Annotated in this window: 17 protein-coding genes and 1 tRNA gene; 10 read left to right on the top strand and 8 right to left on the bottom strand. The window is 57.1% G+C overall.

Going from position 1 to position 20713, the window contains the following annotated elements:
- The first annotated feature begins 1 nt into the window (after window position 1).
- Window positions 2–1519 carry a sulfate adenylyltransferase subunit CysN gene (cysN, locus tag ACI3K0_RS06830; protein ID WP_183822876.1) on the top strand — a complete coding sequence of 506 codons (1518 nt, stop codon included), beginning with the start codon at window positions 2–4 and terminating at the stop codon, window positions 1517–1519.
- 584 nt (window positions 1520–2103) lie between these two features.
- Here the strand turns inward: cysN and ACI3K0_RS06825 are convergent.
- A tRNA-Pro gene (locus tag ACI3K0_RS06825) sits at window positions 2104–2180 on the bottom strand.
- A gap of 262 nt (window positions 2181–2442) precedes the next feature.
- Between ACI3K0_RS06825 and ACI3K0_RS06820 the strand changes: the two genes are divergently transcribed.
- The 5 genes from ACI3K0_RS06820 to ACI3K0_RS06800 all read left to right on the top strand — a co-directional run bounded on the left by ACI3K0_RS06820 (window position 2443) and on the right by ACI3K0_RS06800 (window position 6597).
- Window positions 2443–2799 (top strand): hypothetical protein, encoded by a 357-nt coding sequence (locus tag ACI3K0_RS06820; RefSeq protein WP_148144033.1) that lies wholly within the window; start codon window positions 2443–2445, stop codon window positions 2797–2799.
- Window positions 2800–2984: 185 nt separating this feature from the next.
- A complete protein-coding gene (locus ACI3K0_RS06815; protein ID WP_148144034.1) occupies window positions 2985–3755 on the top strand; it encodes an ABC transporter permease in 771 nt (256 codons plus the stop codon).
- Window positions 3752–4411, top strand: coding sequence for an ABC transporter ATP-binding protein (locus ACI3K0_RS06810; RefSeq protein WP_148144035.1), 660 nt, complete (start codon window positions 3752–3754; stop codon window positions 4409–4411). The genes ACI3K0_RS06815 and ACI3K0_RS06810 overlap by 4 nt, the downstream gene beginning before the upstream one ends.
- A 242-nt stretch (window positions 4412–4653) precedes the next feature.
- On the top strand, window positions 4654–5760 hold the full coding sequence (locus tag ACI3K0_RS06805) for an RkpR, polysaccharide export protein (RefSeq protein WP_183822878.1): 1107 nt from the start codon (window positions 4654–4656) through the stop codon (window positions 5758–5760).
- A gap of 66 nt (window positions 5761–5826) precedes the next feature.
- Entirely contained in the window at window positions 5827–6597 is a 771-nt protein-coding gene (locus ACI3K0_RS06800) for an ABC transporter permease (protein ID WP_183822880.1), read from the top strand.
- Window positions 6598–6608: 11 nt separating this feature from the next.
- On the opposite strand, the gene ACI3K0_RS06795 is transcribed toward ACI3K0_RS06800, so the two are convergent.
- From ACI3K0_RS06795 to ACI3K0_RS06780, 4 genes are all read right to left on the bottom strand, one after another.
- Window positions 6609–7700, bottom strand: a complete 1092-nt coding sequence (locus tag ACI3K0_RS06795; protein ID WP_286194162.1) for a glycosyltransferase family A protein — start codon at window positions 7698–7700, stop codon at window positions 6609–6611.
- Window positions 7697–9340 carry a Wzz/FepE/Etk N-terminal domain-containing protein gene (locus ACI3K0_RS06790; protein WP_183822882.1) on the bottom strand — a complete coding sequence of 548 codons (1644 nt, stop codon included), beginning with the start codon at window positions 9338–9340 and terminating at the stop codon, window positions 7697–7699. Before ACI3K0_RS06790 ends, ACI3K0_RS06795 begins: the two co-directional genes overlap by 4 nt.
- A complete protein-coding gene (locus ACI3K0_RS06785; protein ID WP_183822884.1) occupies window positions 9337–11376 on the bottom strand; it encodes a glycosyltransferase in 2040 nt (679 codons plus the stop codon). The genes ACI3K0_RS06790 and ACI3K0_RS06785 overlap by 4 nt, the downstream gene beginning before the upstream one ends.
- A gap of 223 nt (window positions 11377–11599) precedes the next feature.
- Window positions 11600–12298 (bottom strand): sugar transferase, encoded by a 699-nt coding sequence (locus ACI3K0_RS06780; protein ID WP_183822886.1) that lies wholly within the window; start codon window positions 12296–12298, stop codon window positions 11600–11602.
- A gap of 279 nt (window positions 12299–12577) precedes the next feature.
- Between ACI3K0_RS06780 and ACI3K0_RS06775 the strand changes: the two genes are divergently transcribed.
- The 4 genes from ACI3K0_RS06775 (at window position 12578) to ACI3K0_RS06760 (ending at window position 16755) form a co-directional block, all read left to right on the top strand.
- Window positions 12578–13702, top strand: a complete 1125-nt coding sequence (locus ACI3K0_RS06775) for a glycosyltransferase (protein ID WP_183684982.1) — start codon at window positions 12578–12580, stop codon at window positions 13700–13702.
- A gap of 33 nt (window positions 13703–13735) precedes the next feature.
- Entirely contained in the window at window positions 13736–15052 is a 1317-nt protein-coding gene (locus ACI3K0_RS06770) for a polysaccharide biosynthesis/export family protein (protein ID WP_343062393.1), read from the top strand.
- Window positions 15053–15168: 116 nt separating this feature from the next.
- Entirely contained in the window at window positions 15169–15477 is a 309-nt protein-coding gene (locus tag ACI3K0_RS06765) for a hypothetical protein (RefSeq protein ID WP_404945148.1), read from the top strand.
- Between the two features lie 363 nt (window positions 15478–15840).
- Window positions 15841–16755: a family 16 glycosylhydrolase gene (locus ACI3K0_RS06760; RefSeq protein WP_183822890.1), complete on the top strand. Its 915-nt coding sequence runs from the start codon at window positions 15841–15843 to the stop codon at window positions 16753–16755.
- Here ACI3K0_RS06760 and ACI3K0_RS06755 read toward each other — a convergent pair.
- From ACI3K0_RS06755 to ACI3K0_RS06745, 3 genes are all read right to left on the bottom strand, one after another.
- Window positions 16746–18140, bottom strand: coding sequence for a hypothetical protein (locus tag ACI3K0_RS06755; RefSeq protein WP_183822892.1), 1395 nt, complete (start codon window positions 18138–18140; stop codon window positions 16746–16748). The genes ACI3K0_RS06760 and ACI3K0_RS06755 overlap by 10 nt on opposite strands.
- Before the next feature lie 150 nt (window positions 18141–18290).
- On the bottom strand, window positions 18291–19619 hold the full coding sequence (locus tag ACI3K0_RS06750; protein ID WP_404945147.1) for a protoporphyrinogen/coproporphyrinogen oxidase: 1329 nt from the start codon (window positions 19617–19619) through the stop codon (window positions 18291–18293).
- Window positions 19620–19659: 40 nt separating this feature from the next.
- Complete coding sequence (locus tag ACI3K0_RS06745) at window positions 19660–20706, bottom strand: NAD(P)-dependent oxidoreductase (protein WP_148144044.1); 1047 nt, start codon at window positions 20704–20706, stop codon at window positions 19660–19662.
- Window positions 20707–20713 lie beyond the last annotated feature (7 nt).

Raw genomic sequence — 20713 nt, 5'->3', positions numbered from 1 at the left:
GATGAGCGCCACAGCTACAGCCACAACCACGCCCGTCGCTGCTTCGGCGAATGTCATTCCCTTCGCCGAATCCGCCGCCCGCGTTTCGCGCGATACGCGGCCGCTGCGCCTGATCACCTGCGGCTCTGTCGATGACGGCAAGTCGACCCTGATCGGCAGGCTTCTCTGGGACACCAAGGCGGTCAAGGAAGACCAGGCGGCGACGCTTGCGCGTGACAGTGGCGCGCAGAACGATCTCGGCCTGCCGGATTTCGCGCTGCTGCTCGACGGCCTGCAGGCGGAACGCGAACAGGGCATCACGATCGATGTCGCCTATCGCTATTTCTCCACGGATCGCCGCTCCTTCATCGTCGCCGATACACCCGGCCACGAGCAATATACCCGCAACATGGTGACCGGCGCCTCTACCGCCGATCTCGCCATCCTTCTGGCTGACGCCCGCGTCGGCCTGCTCGAACAGACCCGTCGGCACGCAACGATCGCGGCGCTGATGGGCATCAGGCAATTCGTGCTGGCGGTCAACAAGATCGACCTGATCGGTTACGACAAGGCAGTGTTCGAAAAGATCGCGGCCGAATTCCGCGAATTCGCATTGGCACTCGGCGTGCGGCAGATCACCGCCATTCCGATGTCGGCGCTCAAGGGCGAGAATGTCGTTCTCTCCGGCGCTGATGCAATGCCTTGGTATGAAGGCCCGACGCTGATCGAAGCGCTGGAGCTTGCCACCAGCCGTTCCACCCAGGCCGGCGGTTTCCGCCTCCCCGTGCAACGCGTCGTGCGCCCCGGCGAGAGTTTTCGCGGTTATCAGGGTACGGTATCGGGCGGCGCGATCAAGCCGGGTGACTCGGTTGCGATCCTGCCTTCGGGCACCGTCGCCAATGTGAAGCAGATTGTCACCTTCGATCTCGTGCGCAATGCAGCGGTCGCCGGCGATGCGATCACGCTCGTTCTCGACCGGCAGGTGGATGTGGCGCGTGGCGACATCATTGTCTCCATCGATGGCCAGCCGATGACCGGCACATCCTTCGACGCGCAGCTCGTGTCGCTTCAGCCGGGCGGCATCGAGCCGGGCAAGCGTTACTGGCTGAAAAGCGGCTCGCGCCGGCAGCGGGTAACGATCGAACCCACGTCGCAGCTCGATCTTTCGACCGGCCAGTGGAAGCCGCATGCCTCGCTGCTTTCGATGAACGCGATCGGCAAGGTGCATCTTTCCTTCGAAGAACCGGCGGTGTTCGATGCCTATGAGCAGAACCGCGCCACCGGCGCCTTCGTCCTGATCGATCCCGACACGCTGAATACGGTTGCCGGCGGCATGGTTACCGCGAAGCGCGCAGATGTCGGCGGCATCCATCGCGGCAAGGAAGGTGAACAGCGCATCGTGCTTTCGCTGCCCGCGGATCTGGCCGAACAACTGATGGCAAGCGAACTGTTCGCATCACGCCGCGACGAAGCGGAGATCCGGAGATTGACGGCCGCAGAAGCAGCCGAGTTCTTCCCCAGCGCCGGAAGCGATATCTGAACGCAAGAATGTCACGAGGGCGGCGCAAGCCGCCTTCGTGTTACGACAAGTGCGTTGTAACTCTCAGCGCCAGTAGCTCTCAGATCACAAATTACGGAAACAAAAAAAGCCCGCGAAAGCGGGCCTTTTCATATGAGTTTGTTGTTTTGCAGCCGATAATGCTTCGGCTGAGCTGCTTCTGCTCAATGGCGCAACAAGTGGCTGCAGCTAGAAAACAAACATGTAGAGCAGAACGATTACAAGGATAGGAACACCCATTGCCCACAATGCGATACCTTTAAGCATAGTCACCTCCATCGGTTTCGATGGGCTGATAACGCCGGCTCTCTTCAGCTGTTCCCAAAAATGAGAATACAGGACCTGCTGGTTCGAGATTAATCGATCTCGGACATGGTAATGGAGGCGGCAGCGAAAGGGTTTAAACAGACCGCACACATGCAAACTGGGACGTCCAGATCGCGCCGACAAATGCGTTCTTAAGCCCAAACGATAAAACAGTCCCCAATCGGTCCGTTTATCAGAAAAGGAATTCTGCGGAGAAAGTCTTTCGGGAGTTGAAACCTTTGCTCTGAAAGGCTTTTGACTGGTCGGAGTGGCAAGATTCGAACTTGCGACCCCCACGTCCCGAACGTGGTGCGCTACCAGACTGCGCTACACTCCGTGACCAGTGGCGCCTCTATAGAACAGCATTTTTCCTTCGACAAGCACCGTTTTCGAAAAAAATGTGACAAGGCTTAATTCGTTTGTCGCACCTTGTGGCACTGCCGTGAATCCGTTGCAAAAAAGCGGCGCTTCAAGAATTTGATGTCAAAGCCGTCCCGTGATCTCGCGGTGAGCCAGGAAAATCTGCTAGCTGGAACATGACATATGTCCCGCAGGCATTGCTTGGGGACCAGCCCATCACACAAGGATTTTCACGGATCATGAGCCGCCGCCTCATCGCATCGACCGCCCTTCTCGCGCTTGCACTTTCCAGCTGCACGACCGTTACCATAACCGACAGCCCGATATCCAAGCGCTGGGTCGGCCACTCTGCCGGCGAGTTCTTTGCAAAATACAATCCGCCGCTCGATGACGTTACTTCCGGTTCCAGCACAGTTTATAGCTGGCGCGGCGGCTACAAGCGCATCAAGCTGGAGAACGGCAAGAGCGCCAGCGTCAGCTGCTCGGCCAAGATCACCGTTTCCTCCGATTACACGATCCGCAATATCGAGATCACCGCCGACCGCCCCGGCGCAACCGGACCGAGCTACTGCGAGGAACTGCTGGCCGGCGCGTAACAGCACCTGTAGAGACTTGCGTAGCACCGCTCCCCGGACCGGTGCTACGCTTCAGAACACGCGCGATGGCTGCAAATCAGGGTAGCCGTCTTGAGCCACCATTGTTTTTGGTAGCATAAACCGCCGATTTGACATAATTTGGCGTCAGTTTCCGGCCGTTCTTCAACCAGGGTTTCCAGACGCGCTTGTCCTATCTAGCAACTCACGCTCGTGTCGTCAGCGCATTGGTAATGCGTGAAATGTCGACGCGCTTCGGAGCAAAGCCGGGCGGATATCTCTGGGCCTTCCTCGATCCGGTCAGCCATATCGTCTTCCTGTCCGTCATCTTCATGGCGATCGCCCATCTGCCGCCGCTTGGAACCAGCTTCCCGCTGTTCTTTGCCACCGGTTATATCGGCTTCCAGTTCTACCAGGCGCTGGCCGGCTATCTGAACAGCGCCGTCAGCGGCAACAAGGCCCTGCTCAGCTATCCGAGCGTGGCGCCGATCGACACGGTTGCTGCACGCTACGTGCTGCAGATCGTGACGACGACAATCGTCGCAATCGTTGTGCTCGGTTATATCGTGTTCACGGTCCGCCATCCCGTTTCCATCCATCTGCCGCCCATCCTGGAAGCCATGGTAGCGGCGAGCCTGATCGCGCTCGGCATCGGGCTCGCGAATGCAGTGCTGTTCGTCATGTACCCGATCTACGAAAAGCTTTATGGCATCGTCACCCGCCCGCTTTTCCTCGTCTCCGGCGTATTCTTCCTGCCGGATTCACTGCCACCGATCGCCAAGGATGTGATACTTTTTAACCCTTTGGCTCATATCGTCATGCAATTCAGGACCGGATTTTATCCGCAATACCGGGCAGCCGGATATGACGGGTTCTATGTCTGGAGTGTCGCGGCCTGCCTGGTATTCATCGGGCTTGTGCTATTTACGACATCCAGGGGAAGGCTGAGAGACCGATGATCCGATTGGAGCGCGCAACCAAAGAGGTGCGCATGAAAGGCGTGAGAAAGATGATCATCGACAATGTGTCGGTGACCTTTCCGCGTGGCAAGAGCATCGGGCTTTTGGGCCGTAACGGCGCGGGAAAGTCGACGCTGCTTCAGATTATCGCAGGTACGCTCGAACTCGACCGCGGCCGCATCATCCGGCAGGGAAAAATCTCCTGGCCGCTGGGCTTTCAGGGCAGCTTCCAGGGCAATCTTTCCGGCGAGCAGAATGTCCGCTTTGTCGCCCGCATCTATGGCGTGAATACCGACGAGCTGGTTGCCTATGTTGCCGAATTCGCCGAACTAGGGCAATTCTACCATGCGCCTGTCAGAACCTACTCTTCGGGCATGAAGGCTAGGCTGGCATTCGGGGTGAGCATGGGAATCAATTTCGACTATTATCTGGTCGACGAAATCACCGCCGTGGGCGATACCAATTTCAAGCGGAAATCGCAGCAGACCTTCAAGGAAAAGCTGAGCAATTCCGACGTGATCATGGTCTCCCACAGCACCGGAACGTTGCGCGACTATTGCCAGACCGGCATCGTTCTGGAAAATGGGCAGATGACCTACTACGATGACATCAACGAGGCCATCGCCGTGCATGAAAGCAATATGAAGAGGCACTGACTTTGAACCAGACGGCTCCAAACACCGTATCAGGCAATCAAGTTGCTCTGCCCTCCGAGAACGGCCAAGCCGCGCCGAAGAGCAGGAACCTGCGCCTACTGGAATCGCTGCTCGAACGCCCTGCGTCCGTGCCGGCTCCGTCTGTGCAGCCTGCTCAACCGGCATCGCCTGAGATCACGATAGACCCCGCATCGCCGGAACCTGCCAAGCGGGGTTGGCTGTCAGCACTGAAAACGCGGCATATGGCGATCGTTGGCGGTTTTCTCGCCCTGGTCGCAGTGCCTTCAGTCGTCAGCACCGGTTACATGGCCTTCATCGCGGCCGACCAGTATCACAGCTTCTCGTCCTTCTCCGTGCGCAGCATCGAAGCCGCACCGTCGAGCGACCTGCTCGGCATGTTCTCGCAAAGTTCATCCGGCAGCACGCTTTCCGATTCCTACGTACTGGTCGACTTCATCCTGAGCGAGCGGATGGTTCAGATGGTCGACGAGGCCTTTGGCCTTGATGCGGTATTTGCACGCCAGGGCATGGATTTCTTCTATGGTATCAGCCCGGATATGCCGATCGAAGACAGGCTGGCCTATTGGCGCAACATGGTGACCGTGAATTTCGACCAGACCTCGGGCATTATGGACCTGCAGGTGAAGGCATTCAGCCCGGAAATGTCGCAGAAGGTTGCCGATTTCGTCATCGCCCAGAGCGAAAAGCTGATCAACGACCTGTCGCTGACGGCCCGCAACGAAGTGCTCAAGACGGCACGGGACGAGGTTCAGACTGCCGAAGACCGCCTAACCCAGACCCGCGCGTCGCTTAGAAGCTATCGCGACGCCTCGCAGGAAGCCGACCCGGTCGAAGGCGCAAAGCTCGCGGCCCAGTTGATCGGCTCGCTCGAAGAACAACTGGTCAAGCTCAAGACCGAGCTTTCGACAGCACTGACCCAAATGGGCAGCAACACTCCGCGCGTGCGCCTCATCCGTTCGCAGATCTCCAGCCTGGAAGACCAGATTGCAAAGGAACGCCAGCGCTTCGGTAGCGGCGTTTCCGGAAAAGGCGGTCGCTCGACAGGTCAGGCAACCGATGTTGCCGGTCGTATCGCGCTTTATGAATCAATCCAGACACAGAACGAGTTTGCCGAGCGCGCCTATACGGCTTCGCTCGCCTCTCTCGAAAAGGCCCGTGTAGAAGCGGGGGCGAAACAGCGTTATCTTGCGGTCTTCATCAAACCGACCCTGTCGCAGATGGCACAATATCCGCATCGCCTGCTGAACCCGATCCTGGTCACACTGGCGGGCTTACTGCTTTGGGGTGTTGCCGTGATGGTCTTCTATAATATCCGCGACCGACACTGACGGTATCCCGGCGGTCCGGAAACCCGCACCGCCGGCCATCCATTCGCCTGCAGACGAGGCACGTCCTTGAACTACCTGACCACCCATATCCGCATCGTCACTGCTTTCGTGATCCGTGAAATTGCGACCCGATACGGCAGGAGCCCGGGTGGTTATGTGTGGGCCCTGCTGGAGCCGGTTGCCTTCATCGGGCTGATGTCGCTGCTTCTGGGGTCACTGGGAAGACTGCCGGCGCTCGGAACGAGCTTCACCCTGTTTTATGCCACGGGCTACCTCGCCTTCAGCATGTACAAAGGCATGGAAGGTTATCTCGTCTCGGCGATCAGCGGTAACAAGGCTCTGATGAGCTACCCGAAAGTATCGCCATTCGATGCGGTGATTTCGCGGTTCATCCTGCAGGCAATGACGTCCTGCGTGGTGACCTGGATCATTCTCTACGCGGCTTTGTGGACGACGAACCAGCCGGTTACCATCCAGTGGGCCTATATCGTCGAGGCGATCGCCTTTGCCTGGATCATGGCGCTCGGGGTGGCACTCGGCAACACCGTGCTGTTCTTCAAGTTTCCGCTTTACCAGAAGATCTTCGACATCGTCATGCGGCCGCTTTTCCTGCTATCGGGCGTGTTCTACGTGCCGTCGCATATGCCGCATCCGTTCTCGGACGTGCTCCTTGCCAATCCGATTACCCAGGTCGTCGTGCTATTCCGCGAAGGATTTTACGTACAGCACGGAGACACCGGGCTGGACATGCCCTTTCTTATCACGACATCGACAGGGCTTCTGTTTGTCGGAATGCTTCTCTTCACGGTTTTCCCGGTTGCCCGGGCCCGCGAGTGAAACGTCGATGGCTAACGCCGGAAAATTGCCCTGATAAGTCCCATGGCGGACCTGCTGTGCGCCTGCAGGCGATAATTGATGACGCGCTTTGCCCGTTCGGATGAAAGCATGAAGGTTAGCGCAAAAAAGACTGTCATCGACAGTTTGACCTTGGCGGAATACGGATAGGTCCACAAAAGCGACAGCAGAAACAGCAGTTGGCGCAGCCCGACACGTGCGCTGTTTGCGATGGCCAGATAGAAGCTGCGTTCCTGATGAAAATAGGCGCGATTGGCGGTCACCAGGCGGGATCCGAGACCTGTCTTATCAAGAAGCGAGCGAAGATGCTCCAGCCGGTGCTCGAAACGCTCCGCCTCGCGCTTGAGCGGGATCGGGTTCAATTCACTGCTGAAACCAGAATCATTACGGTCATGCACCCGGTAAAGGCCGAGCGGCCTCGAAAGACTTATGATGTCACCCATGAAAGGAGCCACGAACAGGATGACGCCATCGACAGCGCGTTCGTAATCCGCTCCTTCTATCAGTTGGCAGACATCCCTGCGAAACACATTTCCGGATGTCGGAGGGCTTGTGTAGTATCCGGTCTTCAGAACTTCCCGGACGAGCAGTTCCCTCTCACGAAAATCGGAAAGCGGTGGGACGGGACCGCTCATGATCCGCCGCCGCGCATCCATCCTCAGCAGCGGGAACTGAAGTTTCGCCACATCCTTGTCGAGGTGCCAGAGGACTTCCGTCAGCGCGCCGGGCAACAATTCGTCATCGGCATCGAGAAACAGGACGAAAGGGGCCGTCGTCTCCTGTAGCCCGCGAAGGCAGGCGAGCCTTTGCCCCGCATTTTCGATATGGTACGCCCGGACGCCAGTTCGGCATATTTCGTCCCAGGAATTATCTGTCGATCCGTCATCGATGACGACCAGTTCACAATCCCGGCGACCCTGCCTCAAAACGCTTTCAATGGCATCGGTGACATAATCGGCATAATTCCAGCAGGTAACGATGACCGCCAATTTGGGAGAGCCGGCACCCCGCGTATCCATGGAAATGTTTTTGCCCTGACCCGCTACCATAGACTCAAGCGTTTTCAAGGCAATGTCGTCGGTCATGACCGTTGCCTGTTGATGATATAACCGACAAGATTGGCTCCGGCCCTGCGCAGCTGCTGCTCGGCGCTCTTGACGGCTTCACGCGTCGTGCGACCCCATCGCGTCACGAGGACAACGACATCGGCTTGAGACGCAAGAGCCAGGGCGTCCAACGAACTATCCAATTCAGGAAGATCGATAATAACATCACCTTTCTGACGCGCCGCTTCAATGATCTCGCGGATGCGCGGGTGACGGAAATTGGAATAGATATTGGTCACCGCATCACGGGAGAGAACCGGCAAAATTGCAATCCCATCCCGCTGCTCGAAAGTTATCTCCGCGATATCCGCTTCCGAAATTGCGGCATCTGCAAGCGATGCGAGCGGGCCGCCCGATACGCCTCTGGTCTGTTCACCGCACCAGAACACGGTTGCGGGACGTCCGCTGCGATTGAGCATATCTGCAAGGTTGAGCGCGAGCGCCGATCCGCCCGCGTCACGGGAATAGCCCGCCAGCGCGATCACGGCGTTCTTGTCGGCCTTCTTGTGGGTATAGGAGATATCGATCAAGGTACGCAGATCACGGATGGCCGCCGCGTGGCGCCGCATCCGCTGTCCGGCCCCGACCCGCGTCGCAAGCTGCAATCGGCCCCCGACCTCCGGTATCTGAGCCATGCAAGGCATCGTGGTTTCAGTTTCCAGATCCTTGGGACTGCGGACCTTGCGATCGAAAGCAATGCTCATGGCCAGCGCAGCCATACCGAAAAACAATCCCAGCACGCCGCCGAATGCCACGATAAGAGAGGTTTTTGGACTTGACGGAGCAAGAGGGGGAAGTGCGGCGCCAGTGATCTTGGCATCGGCATCCGGTGTCGCGGCCTTTGGCAGCGTGCCTTCCTTCATCGCCTGCGTGGCCGTCGCGATCTGGGCGGATAATGCATCAAGTCGCCCCTGCAGGGTTTCCGTTCCGGCGCTGGCAACCTGTTCCTTCGAGGTGACGGATTGCAGGATGTAACCGGAGATGATGGCATTGGCGACACGCGCGGGCTGGGTTGGGTCCGTGGACCAATAACCGACCGCAACAACATAGGACTGGCCGACGCGGCGTGCGGACACTCTCTCAACGAAGTTGGCGAAGGCAACACGCTTGAGATTTTCTTCCGGGCTTTGGGTGAGCGTGGTGGCGTTATTTTCCGCGGGCTGTCCCGAGAAAGTCGACCGGACCCACTCGATCGGGCCGGTAATGGCCGACTTGAGCAAGCTCACAGGCTGGGGCGCAAGCTCCGGGCTTTCATACAATTTCAGGCTTTCGAAAACTGCCGAGAGAAGCCGCTCCGAGAGAATGATCTGCAGTTCACTTTCGGCGCTGTTCAGATCAAGCCCCTGCTGCAATATCGAGCTGGCATTGGCGAACTGGCGCGGTTCGAGCAAGATCGTGGCTGTCGCATCATAGGTGCGCGGCAGAGAATGCGCGTAAAGCGCTGCGGCAATGACACCTGAAAACATGCAGGCAAGCAGGCGAAGCTTGTATCGCCACGCTATGACAAAAACCAGTTTAAGGAACATGACAGGGCCATCGACCCTGTTATCCTTTGCCACGTTATCTATAGGCCAGATGCGCGACGCTCGCTCGACGGGACCAGGTCTGTCAAAAGTCATCGTGCGGCACCTCCGCCAAGGCGCTCGAGTTTGGTGGGCGGAACATCCAGAGAGGCCGCTCTTTCCGGGTTGATTTTACCGCACAGAAGATCAGCCAAGGCTGCTAGATTTCCCTTTACCCTGCCACGCCGGTCGATAAACGGTTCCGGGGCCACGGACTTTGCGAAATTCATCGACATGTTGCGCCAGATCTGGCCGATCGCCTGTTTGGTCGTCATCGTTCCCTTCCGACGTAGATAAACGGGGTTTATTACCTGCGAATATCCCAAGCGCTGGCCACTGACCCGGCCGACCTTCACTCCCATGTGAACACCATAGGCTTCGGCGCATTTGACCAGGTCCCCGCCCTTTTTCGCCAGCGATGCACCAAAGTCGCGATCCTCCAGCCAGCCATAAAGAACGAGACGCTCGTCGAAGCGATTATCGCCTATCGCCGATACTCTGTACGCCATGTTGCAGCCGTAGGGGCTGAAGGGACGCTCCCAGACCGATCCCTCAGTCGCAGGGGCCTCTTCGACAAGCTTGACTGCCTCAGTAAAGGGTATGCCCGGCCCCTTGATACCATCGGCGACCACACGCCCGGTAAAGCCCACCACACTGCTTTCGTCCGCAAAGGCGCGCGCCGCGGTGGCAAGCCAGTTCGGGTCGGCAACGAAATCGTCGTCCAGAAACACGAGAACGTCAATTCCCGTTGGCAAATGATCCAGAGCGTTGTTGCGCTGGGCCGGCAAGCCCGCCTTCCCGGTGAGCACCTCTACACGATCATCATCGGCAAGATCTCCAGCATCACTGCTATCCACGCAGGAAAGGATTACCCGCTCGGGCGCCAATGTCTGCGTTTCCAGAAGGTGACGGACGGTCTGCGACACGACTGCCGGACGACCGCGGGTGGCGATGGCGACAGCAACCCTGGCAATGGGCGGCGCTGCCGGCGCAGGAGGCGCCAGGCGGACCGTCGGCTCGTCAAGCAGTTCGCAATATCCTGCAGCGGTCTCACGCCAGGAGAATTTCTGCATCTGGACGAAACCCTTCGCACGCAGGTCGTCCATCAGCGAAGCCGAGTTCCTCAGGGCCTCGACATAAGCTATCCATTGAGCCGGGTCGAAGGGCGAAGCCATCAGCGCGGCATCGCCACAGACTTCGGCCATGCTCGAATGGTAAGACGATATGACCGGGCATCCCAGTGCCATCGCCTCCACGACGGGCAAGCCGAAACCCTCATTCAGGGAGGGAAAGGCAAGACACAGGGCACGTTTCAGAAAATAGGCGATGTCGTCATCGGAAACCCGACCGGCCATTATGACATTGTCGTGCTGCCCCGCCGCGCTTTCGCTGAAAATACCGAAATCCCCCCCGGCAATGACAATATCTATTCCAAGCCTATCCAGTTCCGCGGCAATCTTGGACAGAAGCGCCAGGTTCTTGTGCCTGGCGCGGGATCCAAGCGCAAAAACATACCGGCGAGACCGCGCTGCGATCGCCTGAACGATCCCCGGCGCGATGGTGGCCGCGTCGGCATTCCATTGCAGGACATGTTCGTAGCCGTTCGGCAGGACGGCGATATCCTTTGCCTCTATCGGCAGGTAGCGGGCAAGCTGGCGCGCCGAGGCATGCGAAACCGTCGCGATCCGCATCGCCCGTCTGGCGAGCACCGGCTGGATGGACTTGTAGGCCGTCCGGAACGCCAGACTGTAGCTGTCAGGCGCTGCAAAAACGTTGCCGTCATGGATACAGACGATCTGGTTCTTCTTGGCGACAGGAGCCGTATTGCAGAGATTGAGCAAGGGGCCACGCCATTTCCAAGGCAGAACGCATTGTTCCCACGCATGGCCGTTGAGGCGGCTGGCGACTTCAATCCGCGAAAAGGCGTTCAGACCTGGATCGGCAGCGCCGGAAGGAACAAGAAGCGAAGCGACCGCCCCGCCACCGCTTGCCTCATCGAGGGCCTTCAGCACATTCAAGGCGTAGCGCTGCACGCCGGTTGGCGTCTGGGTCAGAAAGCGGCCGTTGACTGCGAAACTATCCTTCAGGCCCATCGATAAATTCCAACGCCTTCCCTGCCACAGAAACTATTGTTGAAATCCTATTCCAGTAAAAATACCGGATACTTCAATAACAATAGCACGATAAATTCAAGTTTCAGCACTGAAGAGTTGAAATAGTTAATCCAGAAGGGAATACACCCCGATTTTTCGACGATATATTACCAGACCCAACCAGCGCTCGAATGATGCCCGCAATGCCAAAAGGCATTACTCCTCAATAGCTTCCACGCGCATTCAACACGGCGGGTATGGTCTTGGCCATAATCACCAGATCGCCGACAAGACTGCGATTGGCGACATACAGCGCATCGAGCTGCACGCGCTTGACATAATCTGCATCGCTTCGCCCGCTAACCTGCCACAATCCTGTCAGACCCGGACGCACGCGAATATAATCGGCGTAGTTCTGGCCATAATAAACCGTCTCGCTGGGAACGATCGGGCGAGGACCGACAATGCTCATATGGCCAAGAACGACGTTCACGAGCTGGGGAATCTCGTCGATGCTGCTCTTGCGCAGAAAAGCGCCGAACGGCGTGATGCGCGGATCGTTCTTCAGCTTGCGCGTGGCCGCCCATTCCGCCTGCTCCGCAGGATTATCCGCCAAGTATTTTTCAAGCAACGCTTCGTTATTGTTGACCATGGTGCGAAACTTAAGACATGGGAACATGCCCCCGCCTCGCCCAATCCTGCTATGAGCTATGAAGATTGGCCTTCCTTGGATCAGCAGCAATACGAGAGATGTTATAAATATTAATGGCACAAGAACAAACAAAGCTGTCAGAGACAAAAGAATATCTAAAGCACGCTTTGCAAATAAAGATAGCCTAGGAGACAGCCTTAACTTGAATTTGTCGAAAACAAATAATCGCTGAATGCCACTTTCGCCGGCGTTTACATTGACGTCACGCATTGACGCACTCCATATCAGCAGATGTGATTAAAGGTCAGTCGATTTGCATGCACTGCGTAGCACTGTTAATCATTGCTAACAAATGCTTAAAAGTTTGACAATATATTTATTGACTGTAGTCTATTGAAAAATGTTAGAAACTCCAGAAAGTCTTTAGTGAAACTTTCCGGACCGTTCTCCCTTAGTTCTTCTTTGGAACAACCGAAATTACAGGTTTATCCTCAGAACTCTCGGAACTAATACGATTTATAGAATATAACGATTCTCGTGAGGTGGTTCATGCGTGTGGCAATTATCCACTATTGGCTCGTCGGAATGCGAGGCGGCGAGAAAGTCCTTGAGGCGATCTGCAAGATTTACCCTCAAGCTGACATTTACACACATGTATATGACAAGGCTTCCATATCAGCTGCGATCAATTCACATACAATTTACCCGACGTTCATCAATTCTTTGCCGTATGCAAAGCGTATGTATAAAAAGTACCTTCCCCTGATGCCGATGGCGCTGGAGCAGCTGGACTTAAGTCAATATGATCTCGTCATCAGTAGCGAATCCGGCCCTGCCAAGGGCGTTATTCCGAATTCTCCGGCCGTTCACATCTGCTATTGTCATTCTCCGATGCGATACGTCTGGAATATGTATCACGAATACTATCGGAAGTCAGGTATAATGACGCGGCTGATGATGCCGCCGCTCGCGCATCGCCTCCGGGCGTGGGATATCGGAACGGCGAGCCGGGTTGATCATTTCGCCGCCAACTCGGTCACAGTCGCCAACCGGATCAGAAGCTATTATCGCAGGGATGCGGATGTCATCCACCCGCCTGTCGACACTCAGGCTTTCCGCCCGGTGCCCATGCAGGAGGTCGGCGACTACTATCTGATGGTGGGCGAACTCGTCGGCTACAAGAGGCCGGATCTGGCTGTAGAGGCCTTCAATCTGATGAAGAAAAAACTCGTCGTCATCGGCGGCGGCGAGATGCTGGACTATCTTCGCAAGATAGCCGGCCCGACAGTGACGATCATGGGCTCACAATCCTTCGACGTGCTGAAGTATCACTATGCACGGTGCAGAGCCCTGATCTTTCCGGGTGAGGAAGATTTTGGTATAGTCCCACTGGAAGCCATGGCGAGCGGTCGTCCTGTGATCGCATTTGGGCGCGGTGGAGCAACCGAGACGGTCATCGATGGAAGGACAGGCGTATTCTTCAAGGATCAAACCGTCGAGACGCTTATCGACGCAATTGATCGGCTGGAGCGCATGGACTTCGATCCGGCCGATGCAGTGACACGCGCTGCAGATTTCGCAACACCTGTGTTCATCAGGAAGTTCAGTAACTTTGCGTACAAGGCCCTCGGCACGGAGCCGCCGCCGGCCGTGAGACCCGCACAGATAGCATGACACAGGTGAAATAGCCGAAGGAGCATAGGGAACGTGACGCATACCAATTCCTCCTGCCGCCGTAACCGCAAAGCATTCTTTTCCTTCTCCGCAGGCGCTTGGATAGTTGCGCTTGCCTCGGGCATGCTCGTATCGACCATCGGGCAAGCCCTTGCAGCCACATATCTTCTCGGTCCGCTCGACGTGTTGAAGATCCGCGTTTTCGAATGGCGGCCGAGTGCGGGTATCGCATATGAGTGGGTGCCGCTGACGGGAGAATTTACGGTTTCGGCCTCCGGAACGCTTTCACTGCCGATCGTGGGTACAATTCCGGTTGCCGGCAAGACACCAGAGGAAGTTTCCGAGATCATCGGCGAGCAACTTCAGGCCCAGATCGGTCTTCAGAAACGGCCGAATGCATCGATCGAAATCTCCAGCTACCGGCCATTTTTCGTTACCGGCGCAGTTGGGACACCCGGCAAGTTCAATTTCCTCCCCGGCCTTACCGTAACCCAGGCGCTCAGCATGGCTGGAGGAAGCGGAAGCGTTGATCCTAGGGTCATGGAGGTTCAGCGCGAGGCCCTTGTGAACCAGGGCACGATGCGGGAGCTCGAAGCAGAGCGGCTTGGCCTGCTGGCGAGACAAGCCCGCGTGGATGCCATGCTGGCGAAGAACGTCAAGATCAGCTTTCCGCGCGAACTGACGGAGCGCTCGTCCCAGACCGCCGTGATGCAGGTGATGCGAAACGAGCAGGCGCTTCTGGACAGCCGCCTGCGCTCTATGGATTCCGATCTTACCGCGCTGGAACAGTCCAAGGTTCTTGCCAAGAACCAGATCGAAGGACTTAAGCAGAAGGAAGCGTCGCTGACGAAGCAGATCGATCTCGCCAACAAGGATCTGAGCTCGGTCAACAAGCTGGTATCACAAGGGCTGACCGTGTCATCACGCCAGCTTGGCGCGAACCAGAATCTCGCGGATCTCGAGAGCCGCAATCTCGACGTATCGCTTGCACTTTTGACTACTCAGCAGGATCTGACGAAACTCGACCAGGATGCATTGGCCGTCGTGGAGAAGTTCAAGGCATCCGCACTGATGGAAGCATCAGAGCTCAGAGACAAGCTTGCAGCCAATGACGAGAAGATGAGAACCTCGCAGGCACTGCTCCTGAATATCGAGATGCGCGTGCCGGCGGCCCTATCCGCGCTGAATGCCGAAGGCCGCCCGCGTACGATCACGAAAATCAGCCGCACGATCAACGGCGCGACAGAGACATTCGTGGTCAAGGACGACGATGCCGTTCAGCCCGGCGACGTCATTCGTGTCGAGCCTCAACAAAATGCGGTGACGCAAAACGGGGGCGCCTCGCAATAACCGGCATCAACCCTAATAGAGAGGAAAACTCGCCACGGCAGCGCTCGGGGCTTGATCGAACACGCCTAGACATGCGATATTAATATTAGAGAATCCTAATTAAAATTGAGTAATGAATGGCTATTTGGGTCCTGATCCTTTCTGTCGCCATTGGCGCCGTTTGTGGAATCTGGCTTCATGTCGTTGTCTTTACTATACTTTCCGTGTTTGTTGCGATTGTCTATCTCTTGACCGCAGTCCTGTCGGGACTTTCATTAGCATCTACCTTCATATGGATCATGATGCTGAGCACTGCGCTTGGCGCTGGTTATATTGCCTCTCATTTCGTATGCTACGTGGCCCATAGCCGGGCACATAAAGCCAAGCACCGGCATTCGGAGCTGGAATCTGGCACCAAATATCTTCACGATCAGCAACACCCCTGACCGGCGCGGCAGATAGCCGAAGGCGTGTTCGGGCCGGATGCGGATAATTTCGGCCTATTCGAAGCAAATATTCAAATTTCGCAATCGAATTCCATCCCATGCGCCTGGGATATACTAAGTCTTCATACGACAATCAAATATACGTATCGACGTTTATTTTCGATGGACGCCGTGTCTATCGCTAGTCTAACCTATCAATACATACAGAAACACTGAATAACCGATGATCAATCTATGGAGCATTCACCTCCCTTTCACGAACATCGGGAAATACGGATAATAAAAACGGATATATCCAAGCGATCATCCCAGAGCCGCTGACCTGCCAGGACACACTCAATTTCCTTGAAGATAGGATCGGACATGTCGAAGCTGCCGCGTAGAACATTCGTCAAGGCATCGGTACTGGCAGGGGCCGGGGTGATGCTGGGTGGCCGGGCGCTGGCAGCAAGTGACCCGACCAGCGGACGCCGCCTGATCTTTGACGAGCAATTCCGAACGATCGACTGGACGATCTGGGAAGCCGGGCGGAAAGCCACGACATTCGATCCGGGCTTTTACGGCAATTCCGCCTTTGCCCGCAGCACCGGCGAGGAGGGCTTCAATCCTTACGCAATCGTCGACGACGACGCGACGGCAAACGGCAAGGCGCTGCAGATTTCGGCAAAATATATCGGACGGCAAATGTCCGTGCCGCATTATTACGGCAACGGGGACCCGCAGAAGCAATGGATTTCCGGCAATCTTCAGACTGCCCGCGGAGACGGGACAATTCTCAAGGGATGGCGGACCGGCTACTTCGAGACCCGGATGATCTTTCCCAAACATCCGCTCACATGGCCCGCCTTCTGGCTGATGAATGGCCGCAGCATTCTTTTCCCGAAAACCAGCATCGAGATCGATGTTGTCGAGCAGAAGGGGTTCGAGCCGACGAATTACGGTGCCTACCTGCACGAATGGGGCCAGCCGGGAGAACGGCACGCCGAAGTCGGCGTCAGGACACCGGTCGACATGACGACGCAATATTGTCGATACGGGATGCTGGTGACCGAGAGCGAATGCAGGCCGTATTTCGAACGTGAGCCGGTGATCGATCCCGCGAGCGGCCGGCCGACCGTCTGGCCGATCGGGCGCGCTGCTGAAATCAAGGCCAATAACGATCTCTTCTGGCCGCTCGTGACCCTCGCGCTGCGTGCGGATGTGCCTTACCCGGACCCCTTGCTTCCCGAACACAAGGAAACATCGATGCGAGTGGACTATGTGAAGGTCTATGCGTGAGCAGGCACCGGCGCGAAAGACGTCTCACGCTCTTCGGCCGGCACCGCTGTCGCAAGCCCTGCCATGACGAAAAACAAAAGCCCGGTATCCACAGTTGATCCCGATACCGAAGCGCCGATGAGAAGACAAAGGCAGCCGTTGCGGCCGGCAAGCCGGACATCACTGTCGAATGTCCGTGGCGTTCCTCGCCTGGTGTAAAAGGCAGACAAAAAGAACAGGCCGAAGAAAATCACACCCGGAATGCCAACATTGGAAAGAAGCGCAATAATGAAGCTCGATGTGCGGGATGTGCCCAGCCCGACGCCGAGGCCATAAGAGTTGATAAAATTGCTCCAGCCATAGGCATTCCACATGCCCCGTTCGATGCCGGATGCAGAGTTCGCCTTGCTGAACAGCAGAAGATCAAAATAGGCATAAAGCTGGCGGAAAAGATCCTCGTTCATAACGATCATCATGCCGATGAGGACGAGGATGATCGGCGCGAAAAGGACGACGCCGCCACTGATCCGCGTGCCGGACTGGCCGCCGCAGCGGAAAAAGCAGGTCATGTAAAGGATTGCGAGGCAGACCGGCAGACCGAACAGGCCTGCAGACGAAGTGGACCTGATCACCATGATCGATGTCAGCAGGAAGAGAAAACCTGTCAATTTGCTGTAGCGCCCGCAAATGCGCATCGTTCCGGCAAAACCCACCACGCCCAGGCTGACACCGGCGAATGTGGAGGCTTCCGGCCAGGAACCGACAACGCGCTTGACGCCGGCGACAATCGCCTCGTCATGGAACGCATAAGGTGCGTTGCGGATATAGCTGAAGAGTTCCTGGATCGGGGTTCCGTAGGTGACGAGATCGGCAATGCCGAAGAGCAGGTTGGCGGAAGAGAAGGCCAAGACGGTACCGGTCGCCGCGCGAAACCCTGCCATGGTAGAGGCCATCGCAACGATCATGACGAAGGTCACAATATTGGCGGTGTTGTAGATGGCCTGGGTGAGATTGCTGGAAACCGGACCGAGCGGCACCGCGCCGCCGGTCTCGGGATATTCCGACGAGCCGAGCGGAATGATGTTCATCGTCTCCGCCCACAGCCTCGGAGCGAAAAACCCTGCAAGCACGCCATAGGTCAGAAGGCAGAGAAGCCAGAAAGCAGGTTGCGGAAAGGCCAGCGCGTTGAGTGCGACCTTCATCTTCTCACGGTAGGAGAGCGTTGCGAGCGCCAGGAAGCCGACGAAGAGATGGCCGGGCTGAATGCCTGCCCCGCCGATCATCACCGCAGCCGCTCCGCCGAATATGGTCATCACGCCGAAGGCAATCGCTGTGGCGCGATAACCGGATATCAGGCAGAGGATGCCGACGATAAGTGTGAAAACACCAACGGGCGGGATACTCATCGCAGCAACCCCGCCGTTGTGGTTAAGTGCGTTTGGCGCGCCGTCGAGCGAGTGCGTTTCCGCGTTTCCTCAAAACGCGAGATCGCTCCATCTCCCTGTTCTGACGCAATTCCGGCCGTAAAACCGGTTCCCACCTTGAAGCGAATTGCTCTACTCCTCGACAGTGCCGGTGAGCCCGAGCGCTGCACGTGCGGCTCGTTCACCGCTCAGGAAGGCGGCGTCGGTCCAGATATAGCCCCACTGGCCGAAGCGGCCGCAATATTCGATGCCCACCTCGTCGAGATAGGCATGCACGGTTTCGACGGCAGCTTTTCGGTCAAGATCGAAGATCACGTTGCCAAAGGGCAGCATGATTGCGCTCTTGTGAATGATCTCGGCGCGCGACTGCACGATGCCGGACTTGATCAGCGCATCGATGGCCGGTTCGATCCACTCGTCCGGGCTGCCGGTTAGCGGCCGGTATTTTTCGCTGAAGTAGATTTCCGCCTGCAGAGCCCCACAGCCATCGGGAACGCTTTTCTTCGACAGATTGCCTCGGTAGCTGACGCGCGCGAACGGGATGTCCTCATCGTAGAAATAGGACCATTGTGGCTTGGTCTCGATTGGGCGATTGAGCCCGATATTGACGACAACGACCTGGGTGCAGGCGAGCTTCGCTGCAGCTTCGCGAACATCATCAGGCACACCCTTGATCAGCGGAATGACGATCGGGAGAGGCAGGGACGAAATCAGCTTCTTGAAGTCATGCGTCGTACCGTCCTTGAATGTCAGCTGCTTTTCCTTCGTGTCGATCGCCGCGATCTCGTGGTCGCAGAGCACTTCGGCCTTGTCGTAAAAGCCGCTGATGAAGGATTCGAAGCCGCCTTCCGTCGGATAACGGAACTCATTGACGTAAAAAACGTCGAGCGGCTCGTGTTCCAGCGCGCCGCGCAGCACCTCTTCCAGATTGGGGCGATAGAGACGCGGCCCCAGCCAGTCCGTCGACATGTTGCTGGCATCCGTGGTGTGATACTTGCGAGTGTAAACTGCCGGGAAGGTTTCGGCGAAGGTCTTGCCGAAGGCGGCCAGCAGCCAGTCTTCGTAATTGGTGATCTTCGGGTTTTCGATCTGGCGCGCCTCGATGAAATCCTTGATGCAATTGACCACCAGCTCGGCCGGCAGGCCGTGAAGGTTGACCTGGGCGGGATGCTTTATCCAGTGCCCCTGCCAGTAGTTGTTGCAATAGACATTGCCGACCTCGAATTTCTGGCCGGTCGATTCAGCAAACAGATCCTTCACGCGGGGATTTTTCGTGAACGAGATATGCACGCCCTCGTCGAAGACGAAGCCGTCACCATTGCCGAAGCTCGAGGTCAGGCCGCCAGGCCTGGAGCGCTTGTCGTAGATCCTGGCCCGTATGCCATTGGCAAACAGAACGTTGGCAGCGCCGAACCCGGCCATTCCGCTGCCCAAGATCGCATATCCCTGATGCTCCATCATCGTTCCCTTATCACCACTCGTCTCTTTTGGTCTCGGCGCTTCAGTTTACCCAGCGAACATCGTCGGACAGACGTCCCGCATCCATGAGGCGTTCAAGCGTGGTCAGTCGCTTGGCAGCAGCCGGAATGACTTCACGTCCCGCCTGTTTTGCACTCGTTAGACCGTCGACCAACCGCGTGATCGATTCAGACAGGGAGACAGCCGGCTGGTGGTCCGGGGCTGCCTTGGCATAGCGGGTGAAATCCACCTGATAGGAACGCAGATCCGGCAGTGCGTCCTTGTTGATCGAAACGCGCGTTCCGGGGATCGCCTGGGCGACGGCCTCGGCAAGCTGGAAGACCTGGTAATTGTTCTCGTTGCGGCCGGCATTGATCGACACGAAGCGGCCGCCATTGTCGCTATCGCGCTTGATTGCCCATTCCATGGCGCGCGCCATGTCCTTGACATCGATCAGCGGGCGCCAGGGCGTGCCGTCGCTCAGGACCTTGATCTCGCCGGTCGAAAGGGCCGTCGCGACGAAATCGTTCAGCACCAGATCCAGTCTCAACCGCGGGGACTGGCCGCATGCGGTGGCGAAACGCAGGCAGGTAATCGCCATGTCCGGCGCTTCCAGCTGTTCCAGCGCCTGTTCGGTGGCGATCTTGGACCTTGCATAGGCGGTCAGCGGTGTCAGCGTGTCGTTTTCCTTGCGTGGCCCACCCTCGGCAAAGCCGTAGACGCTGCAGCTGGAGGCAAAGACGAAGCTTTTCACACCTGCCTCAGCGGCTGCCGTGGCGATATCGACGCTGGCGCGGTAATTGATGCCTTCCGTCTGCTTTTCGAAACGGGCACCGATCGGATCGTTGGAAAGCGCTGCAAGATGTACGACCGCATCCACGCCTTCGAGCAATTCCACCGGAAAGTCACGGACATCGCCGAATACCTGTTTGTCGAGCACACGCTCGGGAAATTCATCAGGCAGCGTCAGGCATTGGGCAAAATAACCGGTATCGAACCCGATAAGCTCCGCGTCCGGCCAGACCGAGCGAAAATGTGCTGCCACGACCGGGCCGACATAACCCATATTTCCGGTGATTAGGATACGCATATACGAA

This window comes from Rhizobium sp. ZW T2_16, from assembly GCF_044987325.1.
GTDB lineage: Bacteria > Pseudomonadota > Alphaproteobacteria > Rhizobiales > Rhizobiaceae > Neorhizobium > Neorhizobium cellulosilyticum.
Note: the sequence above shows the minus strand (reverse complement) of the source record. Positions and strands in the feature narration are given on the sequence as shown.

Excerpts from the sequence above, each read along its gene's own strand:
- cysN (WP_183822876.1), top strand. The coding sequence starts at position 2 with ATGAGCGCCACAGCTACAGCCACAACCACGCCCGTCGCTGCTTCGGCG.
- ACI3K0_RS06805 (WP_183822878.1), top strand. The coding sequence starts at position 4,654 with ATGGCGATCGTTGGCGGTTTTCTCGCCCTGGTCGCAGTGCCTTCAGTC.
- ACI3K0_RS06760 (WP_183822890.1), top strand. The coding sequence starts at position 15,841 with ATGTCGAAGCTGCCGCGTAGAACATTCGTCAAGGCATCGGTACTGGCA.
- ACI3K0_RS06750 (WP_404945147.1), bottom strand. The coding sequence starts at position 19,619 with ATGATGGAGCATCAGGGATATGCGATCTTGGGCAGCGGAATGGCCGGG.
- ACI3K0_RS06755 (WP_183822892.1), bottom strand. The coding sequence starts at position 18,140 with ATGAGTATCCCGCCCGTTGGTGTTTTCACACTTATCGTCGGCATCCTC.
- ACI3K0_RS06790 (WP_183822882.1), bottom strand. The coding sequence starts at position 9,340 with ATGACTTTTGACAGACCTGGTCCCGTCGAGCGAGCGTCGCGCATCTGG.
- ACI3K0_RS06745 (WP_148144044.1), bottom strand. The coding sequence starts at position 20,706 with ATGCGTATCCTAATCACCGGAAATATGGGTTATGTCGGCCCGGTCGTG.
- ACI3K0_RS06765 (WP_404945148.1), top strand. The coding sequence starts at position 15,169 with ATGGCTATTTGGGTCCTGATCCTTTCTGTCGCCATTGGCGCCGTTTGT.
- ACI3K0_RS06785 (WP_183822884.1), bottom strand. The coding sequence starts at position 11,376 with ATGGGCCTGAAGGATAGTTTCGCAGTCAACGGCCGCTTTCTGACCCAG.
- ACI3K0_RS06810 (WP_148144035.1), top strand. The coding sequence starts at position 3,752 with ATGATCCGATTGGAGCGCGCAACCAAAGAGGTGCGCATGAAAGGCGTG.
- ACI3K0_RS06795 (WP_286194162.1), bottom strand. The coding sequence starts at position 7,700 with ATGACCGACGACATTGCCTTGAAAACGCTTGAGTCTATGGTAGCGGGT.
- ACI3K0_RS06780 (WP_183822886.1), bottom strand. The coding sequence starts at position 12,298 with ATGCGTGACGTCAATGTAAACGCCGGCGAAAGTGGCATTCAGCGATTA.
- ACI3K0_RS06820 (WP_148144033.1), top strand. The coding sequence starts at position 2,443 with ATGAGCCGCCGCCTCATCGCATCGACCGCCCTTCTCGCGCTTGCACTT.
- ACI3K0_RS06775 (WP_183684982.1), top strand. The coding sequence starts at position 12,578 with ATGCGTGTGGCAATTATCCACTATTGGCTCGTCGGAATGCGAGGCGGC.